Here is a 6,388-nt window from a genome sequence, read left to right on the forward strand (position 1 = left end):
TCCCCAATTCGTCGTTTACGGGATCGTGGCCGCCACTACCTGGATGTGGCCGCCCCGCACGGATTCGTGCTGCACCTGCACGCCCTCACGCTCCAGAACGGTCCACGGCCACGCCGCCAGGTCGGCACCGCCGACCGCTGCGGCCAGCCGCACGAGCGGCGAGAACACGCGGGCGCGGCCCACGGGCAGCTGCATGTCGACGATGCCGGCGCGGCCCCCGGGCGAAAGTAACGCCCGCATCCGGTCCCAGGCCGGGTGCCAGTCGTCGAAGACGCTCATCGCGTAGCTCGAGAAAACAGCGTCGACGTGCCCGCCCGACGCTGCCGGCAGCTCCTTCGCGACGACACTCGGGTTGAAGGTGGTGGCATCCGCTTTGATCAGGCGAACGGATGTCCACCCGTTGGCTTCCACGCGGCGGCGGGCTATCTCGAGCATTTCCGGGCTGCGGTCGAGCCCGATGACGGTGCCCGAGGGCCCGGCGGCGTCGACGAGCAGGGCCAGGTTCAGCCCGGTGCCGCAGCCGAGGTCCAACACCGTGTCGCCGGCACGCAGCGCCAGCAGCGCCACACCCAATTCTCGGCCGGCTCGGTAGACGCAGCGTTCTCCGGAGAGCGCGTCGTAGAACTTGGCCGCGGCCTCGTAGACGTTCACCATGGTGCAGACCTAGCCTTTCGTTCCGGTCAGCCTAATCAGCCTCGGCGTCCTTCGACGCACCCGGTTACCGTCTACGCTCGCAGTCATGAGCGAAACGAACGAATGGGACCTGGTCGTCATCGGGGGCGGGACGGCCGGCCTCGTCGCCAGCCGCACCGCGGCCAGCTTCGGATCGAGCGCGCTCCTGATCGAAGACAACCGTCTCGGCGGGGATTGCCTGTGGACCGGCTGCGTGCCCTCCAAGTCCTTGATCGCTGCCGCGGATGCCGCCACGACGGCTCGATCCTCAGCTCGCCTCGGAGTGAGCGCGAGCCACGTCGTCGTCGACTTCGCCCAGGTTATGGCGCACGTACACGACGCGATGCACGAAATCGCCCCGGTTGATTCCGCGGAGTCGCTCGAGCGGGACAACATCGAGGTGGTGCTCGGCCGGGCACGCTTCACCGGCCCCGACACCGTCGACGTTAACGGCCGCGAACTCCGGTTTCGGCAGGCCCTGATCGCCACCGGCGCCACACCTGCCCTGCCGGTCATCCCCGGAATCGACGCGGTCGATCTACTGACCAGCGAAACATTCTGGGACCTGCGTACCCTCCCCGAGCGGCTCGTGGTGCTCGGCGGCGGCGCGATCGGCTGTGAGATCGCCCAGGCGATGGCCCGGCTCGGCTCGGCCGTGACGCTCGTTCACCGCGGGCCACGCATCCTGTCCAAGGAAGACGAACGGGCCAGCACCATCATCCAGGCCGCGCTCCTCGCGGACGGCGTCGACGTGCGCACAACTTCCACGGTGACCGGGGTTTCCTCGGCCGACCGCCGCTCGGGCACGCTCACCCTCAGCGACGGAAGTACCCTTGCGTTCGACCGAGTGCTCGCGGCTCTGGGCCGCCGCTCGAACACGACCGGACTAGACCTGCAGCGGGTGGGGGTGCGACTCGATTCCTACGGCAACGTCCTGGTCAGCTCTCGGCTGCGCACCTCCAACCCGCGCATCTGGGCTGCCGGAGACGTGACCGGGCTGCCGCAGTTCACCCACACCGCCGGGGTAAACGCCAGCGTCGCCGCGACCAACGCGATCCTCGGCCTGACCCGCAGCTTCGACACTGCGGCGATCCCCCGGGTCACGTTCACCCACCCCGAGGTGGGCGCCGTCGGCCTGCAAACCCAGGATGCCGCAACCCGGGGCTACCGCATCGTCACCCGCGACCACCAGCACGTCGACCGAGCCGTGACGGAGGCACAAACGGATGGTTACACGCAGCTGGTCGTCGACAAGCGCGGTCGGGTGCTCGGCGGCACCGTGGTCGGTCCCCGAGCCGGGGAGACCCTCGGCGAGATCTCTCTGGCGGTGAAGAACCGGCTCACCACGAGTGATATAGCCGGCACCACCCACGCCTACCCCACCTACAACGACGGTCTCTGGAATGTGGCCGTGGCCGATGTGCGCCACCGACTGGGCTCCGGCCTCGTTCTCACGGCGACCCGCACTCTACGGCGGCTGCGGAGCGCTCGTCTGCGCTGATCGTCAGGAGTGAGCTCGAGAGCGAGGCTGGGCGTCAGCGCAGCGCCCGATAGCCGGCGAACATCCGCTGTACCGCGCTGATGCCCACGAAAACGGCCCAGACCACCGCTATCTGCCAGGCGACGAACGGGAAGATCAGCCACAGGCTGTGCACGATGATAGTCTCCGTGCCCGCAGCGATGCGGCCGAGAAACGACAGAGAGCGCCCGTCATCGATCTGGCGGTTGGTGCGTTCGGCGATCGAGGAGAACGCTAGAAACGCGCCGCCGTTGAGGTAATACCCGACAAGGACGAGCACGAACGGCCACCACGGGGCGTCGAATCCCGCGGTGGCCCCGACACCGACCCCGAAGACGGTGAAGCCGTAGACGGTGAAATCGGCGACGATGTCGAGGAAACCGCCGGCCTCGCTGTGGCCGGTCTCGCCGTCCGCGGCGTCAGCGCGTTCCCGTCGCAACCGGGCCAGGGAGCCGTCGAGGCCGTCGAAGACGCGGGAGACCAACCAGAGCGCGAGCGAGACCCACCATAGCTGGGCGGCCGCCGTCGCCGCGCTGCCGAGGCCCAGGACCAGACCGGCGATGGTCAGCCGGTCGGGCGTGATCCAGGCACGGTCGAACGCCAGCGCGGCGAGCGCCCGGCGCAGGGAGGTGTCAAACATCCGCTTCGTCCCCGGGAACAGCAGAAGTCCCGGCCTGCGGTACCTCGTCGGCCGCCCGGGTGGTGCGACGTGCCCGGTTGGCGAAGAACAGCCCGATCACTGTCAGGCCGCCGAGAACGCCAACGGCGAGCCAGAACGGCCAGCCCAATTCGAAGCCGAAGGCCCCGATGGCGACATAGGCCAGGGTGCCCGGGATGATTCCCAGGGCCGTGCCGATCGCGTAGTCGCCGCGTCGTACCGCGGTCAGGCCGGCGGTGTAGTTGATGACAGTGAACGGCAGCACGGGAATGAGCCGGGCGCCGATGACCGTGGCGAGTCCCTGACGACGGAGCAGTGCGTCGACGCGGGCCACCCGGGCGCCCGTGAACCGTTCGACCGCGTCGCGGCCGAGCGAGCGCCCGATCACGAAGGCGAGCGTCGCCCCGAGCAGGGCGCCAAGGTAGACGAGAAGCGCTCCGCCAGCGAACCCCCAGGTCAGCCCGGCGGCCATGCTGAGCACGTTCTTCGGCATGGGCGTGAGGGTGAGGGCCGCATAGCCCAGGACGAAGAAGAGGACCCCCACGGTTCCGGCGCTGGCGGCGGCGGCCCGAATCTGATCGACGCTGGGCACCGGCACCACGATTCCTACCACGATCACCGCAACGATGAAGATTGCGAGCACGACGAGGCGCCACAGTGCTCTCCGGCGGCCCGTCAGTGAGGCCGAAACGGAGGCCGGAGTACTCCCGGGGTCTTCCCTGTGGCTGCTTAACTGGTCCTCCCGGTGGAATAGATGCTTTCTTCCGCGGCTTACCCGAGTCGAGCAGCATCGGTCGCTCTTCGTGATTCAACCGGTCACTGCCCGATCCTGTTCCGCTCGAATGGAGACAAACCGATGCATCTCGCCCTGACCCCGCGCCGCCGTCGGGGTTCCCGCCGAGCCCGAGCCGGCATGCTCGTGGGCCTCGGCACTGCCGCGGCCCTCACGCTAAGCGCGTGCGCCGCTCCCGCCCGCGAGGGTACCCGCAGCACGTTCGGCAGCTGGGCCGACGTCGTCAGTGCGGCCCAGGGCCAGACCGTCAGACTGTGGATGTACGGCGGTGACACGCAGGCTAACGCCTACATCGACGAGGTGCTCGCCCCGGCCGTGGCCGCCGAGGGCGTCACCCTGGAGCGGGTGCCAGTGACCGACACGAGGGACGCGCTCAACCGGGTTCTCTCCGAGCGGCAGGCCGGGAGTACCGACGACGGCACGGTCGATCTGGTGTGGGTGAACGGCGACAATTTTCGCACGGGGAAGGAAGCCGGGGCGTGGCTATGCGACTGGACGGGCCTGATGCCCAACCTGGCTCTGACCAGAGCTGACGACCCGCTCCTCACCAACGATTTCGGTACCCCCGTGGACGGCTGCGAGGCCCCGTGGTGCAAAGCCCAGTTCACCTTCGTCTACAACTCCGACGTCATAGTGGACCCGCCGACCACGCTGGAGGGCGTCCTCGAGTGGTCCCGGGCGTATCCGGGTCGTTTCACCTACCCGGCGCCGCCGGACTTCACCGGATCCGTTTTCACCCGCGAGGTTCTCTACAGCGTCTCCGGCGGGTACGAGAACGTTCCCGTCGTGTTCGATCAGGCCGCCTACGACGCGTTGACGCCGGCCCTGTTCGACCGGCTGAGCGATCTGGCACCGTCGCTCTGGCGGCAGGGCAGCACCTACCCGGCGAACGAACAGGAACTGGGCAAGCTCTTCGCCGACCGTCAGATCGACCTGACCATGACCTACGGCCCGGCCACCCTGACCGACCTCGTCGAGGACGGCACCTTCCCGCCGGGGACCCGGGTGCTCACGCTGGAGGAGGGGACCGTGGTTAACGCCAGTTTCCTCAGTATCCCCGCTAACGCAGCATCGTCAGCCGGCGCCATGGTCGTCACCAACGTCGCCCTGTCGGTGGAGCAGCAGCTGGCGAAGGCGAACCCGACGACGTGGGGCCAGTTCACGGTGCTCGACCGGGACGCCCTCACCCCAGAGGACCGGGCGAAGTTCGACTCATTGCCGTCCTCCCCCGTGGTGCCGCCGTACGACGTGCTCTCGAGGAACGCCAACCCCGAGCTGGCGGCGGCCTGGGTGCCCCTGCTCGATGAGGGCTGGCTCACCTCCGTGCTCGCCGGCAAATAGCCGCCGAGTCAGTCCGATGACACCGACCACACGCGGCACGCCGAGCAGGGAAGCGACGTCGAAGCGCAGGGCACGGATGCGCAGCGCCTTCCTGGTGTTGCCTGCTATGGTCCCGGCCGTGTTCGTGGTCGTCGGCGGGGTCGGCGCGGCCGCGCTGCAGAGCCTGGGGCTCATGCCGCTGGTCGGACCCGTGCGGCTCAGCCTCGATGCCTACACCGGTCAGGCCAACGAGCTGATCCGTGCACTCGGACTCTCCCTGGCCATCGCGCTGGCCTCAACCGTGATCGCCGCGCTCGTGGGAATGGCAACGGCGCTTCTAATCGTCGACGGTCAGTGGTGCGGCCGCATCGTGGCGGCGACCAGCGCCGCCACGGTGACCATCCCGCACCTGATCGGGGCCGCTGCCGTGGGAATGCTTCTGGCCGACTCCGGCCTGCTCACCCGGGTGCTCGGCGTGCCGGCAGAGCTCTGGTCGGCGACCCCTGGTGGATAGCCGTGGTCGCCGAGTACGCGTGGAAGGAATCCGCCTTCATCGGACTGGTTGTCGCCGGAACACTGATCACCCGCGTCGCCCGCTTCGATGAGACGGCAGCGATGCTGGGCGCGGGACGCTGGCCGAGGTTTCGCTTCGTGATGTTGCCGCTGGCCCTGCCTGCCTTGGCCATCTCGTCGACGATCGCGTTCGTGTACACACTGGGCTCCTACGAGGTGGCCTGGCTTCTCGGGCGCACGTACCCGGAGCCCCTCGCGGTGATGGCCCTGCGTCTGTTCAATTCCGTGACGCTCACCGCCCGGCCTGAAGCCGCCGCGGCGGCTGTGCTCAGCACCCTGGTTTCCTTCCTGGTCGTCGGCCTCTGTTTCCGGGCACTGCGGAAAACGGCGGTGTAGCGACGACGGGCGAGCGGATCCGTCTGCTGGGAGACTCCGGCAGCACGCTGACGCGCTCTCGCGGCCCAAGCCGGCTGGTGCGCATCCTCACTTCGATGCTCGTCGCCGCATGGTTCCTACTGCCCTTCGCGCCGCTCGTGCTGTGGGCTTTCGCCGATCGGTGGTCCTTTCCGGCGGCGGTGCCCACCGCGTGGGGGTTCGACGGCGTCGAGAGCGCGATTGCCCAGGGGGCGGTGCCGGCGCTCGGGGCGTCGCTCGTCCTCAGCCTGATCGTGGCGATCGTCGCGACGCCGCTCGGGGCGGCTGCCGCCCGAGCGCTCACGTTCGGGGACGTGCCTTGGCCGCGAGCGGTCGGCGCCCTACTGCTCGCCCCCATCGCCCTGCCGCCGTTCGCGGCCGTCCTGGGTCTGAACGTTATCCTTCTGCGCGCCCAGATCCCCCGTTACCTTGTTTGTAACCTCGGATGGTGTGAGTATCTGAGGGAGTTGGCCTGTCGGGTCCGGCATGATTGTTGCCC

7 protein-coding genes and 1 pseudogene are annotated in these 6,388 nt (G+C 68.7%); 5 read left to right on the forward strand and 3 right to left on the reverse strand.

What is annotated here, in order from left to right; translation table 11 throughout:
• Nucleotides 1-15: 15 nt before the first annotated feature.
• Nucleotides 16-654 (reverse strand): class I SAM-dependent methyltransferase, encoded by a 639-nt coding sequence (locus CXY71_RS05240; RefSeq protein ID WP_104134615.1) that lies wholly within the window; start codon nt 652-654, stop codon nt 16-18.
• Nucleotides 655-739: 85 nt separating this feature from the next.
• On the opposite strand from CXY71_RS05240, the gene CXY71_RS05245 reads away from it, so the two are divergent.
• Complete coding sequence (locus tag CXY71_RS05245; protein WP_104134616.1) at nt 740-2,173, forward strand: NAD(P)/FAD-dependent oxidoreductase; 1,434 nt, start codon at nt 740-742, stop codon at nt 2,171-2,173.
• Between the two features lie 34 nt (nt 2,174-2,207).
• Here CXY71_RS05245 and CXY71_RS05250 read toward each other — a convergent pair whose 3' ends face one another.
• Entirely contained in the window at nt 2,208-2,831 is a 624-nt protein-coding gene (locus CXY71_RS05250; RefSeq protein WP_104134617.1) for a CDP-alcohol phosphatidyltransferase family protein, read from the reverse strand.
• Nucleotides 2,824-3,492 carry a TVP38/TMEM64 family protein gene (locus tag CXY71_RS05255; protein WP_104134618.1) on the reverse strand — a complete coding sequence of 223 codons (669 nt, stop codon included), beginning with the start codon at nt 3,490-3,492 and terminating at the stop codon, nt 2,824-2,826. The genes CXY71_RS05250 and CXY71_RS05255 overlap by 8 nt, the downstream gene beginning before the upstream one ends.
• 213 nt (nt 3,493-3,705) lie before the next feature.
• Between CXY71_RS05255 and CXY71_RS05260 the strand changes: the two genes are divergently transcribed.
• The 4 genes and pseudogenes from CXY71_RS05260 to CXY71_RS05270 all read left to right on the forward strand — a co-directional run.
• Entirely contained in the window at nt 3,706-4,983 is a 1,278-nt protein-coding gene (locus CXY71_RS05260) for an ABC transporter substrate-binding protein (protein WP_199184217.1), read from the forward strand.
• Between the two features lie 16 nt (nt 4,984-4,999).
• A complete protein-coding gene (locus tag CXY71_RS21410; RefSeq protein WP_199184218.1) occupies nt 5,000-5,476 on the forward strand; it encodes a hypothetical protein in 477 nt (158 codons plus the stop codon).
• Nucleotides 5,477-5,478: 2 nt separating this feature from the next.
• Complete coding sequence (locus CXY71_RS21415; protein WP_199184219.1) at nt 5,479-5,871, forward strand: ABC transporter permease subunit; 393 nt, start codon at nt 5,479-5,481, stop codon at nt 5,869-5,871.
• A gap of 77 nt (nt 5,872-5,948) precedes the next feature.
• Nucleotides 5,949-6,388, forward strand: a pseudogene (locus CXY71_RS05270) (hypothetical protein); the annotation flags it as partial.

Source organism: Cryobacterium sp. Y62 (genome assembly GCF_002929785.1).
Taxonomy (GTDB): domain Bacteria; phylum Actinomycetota; class Actinomycetes; order Actinomycetales; family Microbacteriaceae; genus Cryobacterium.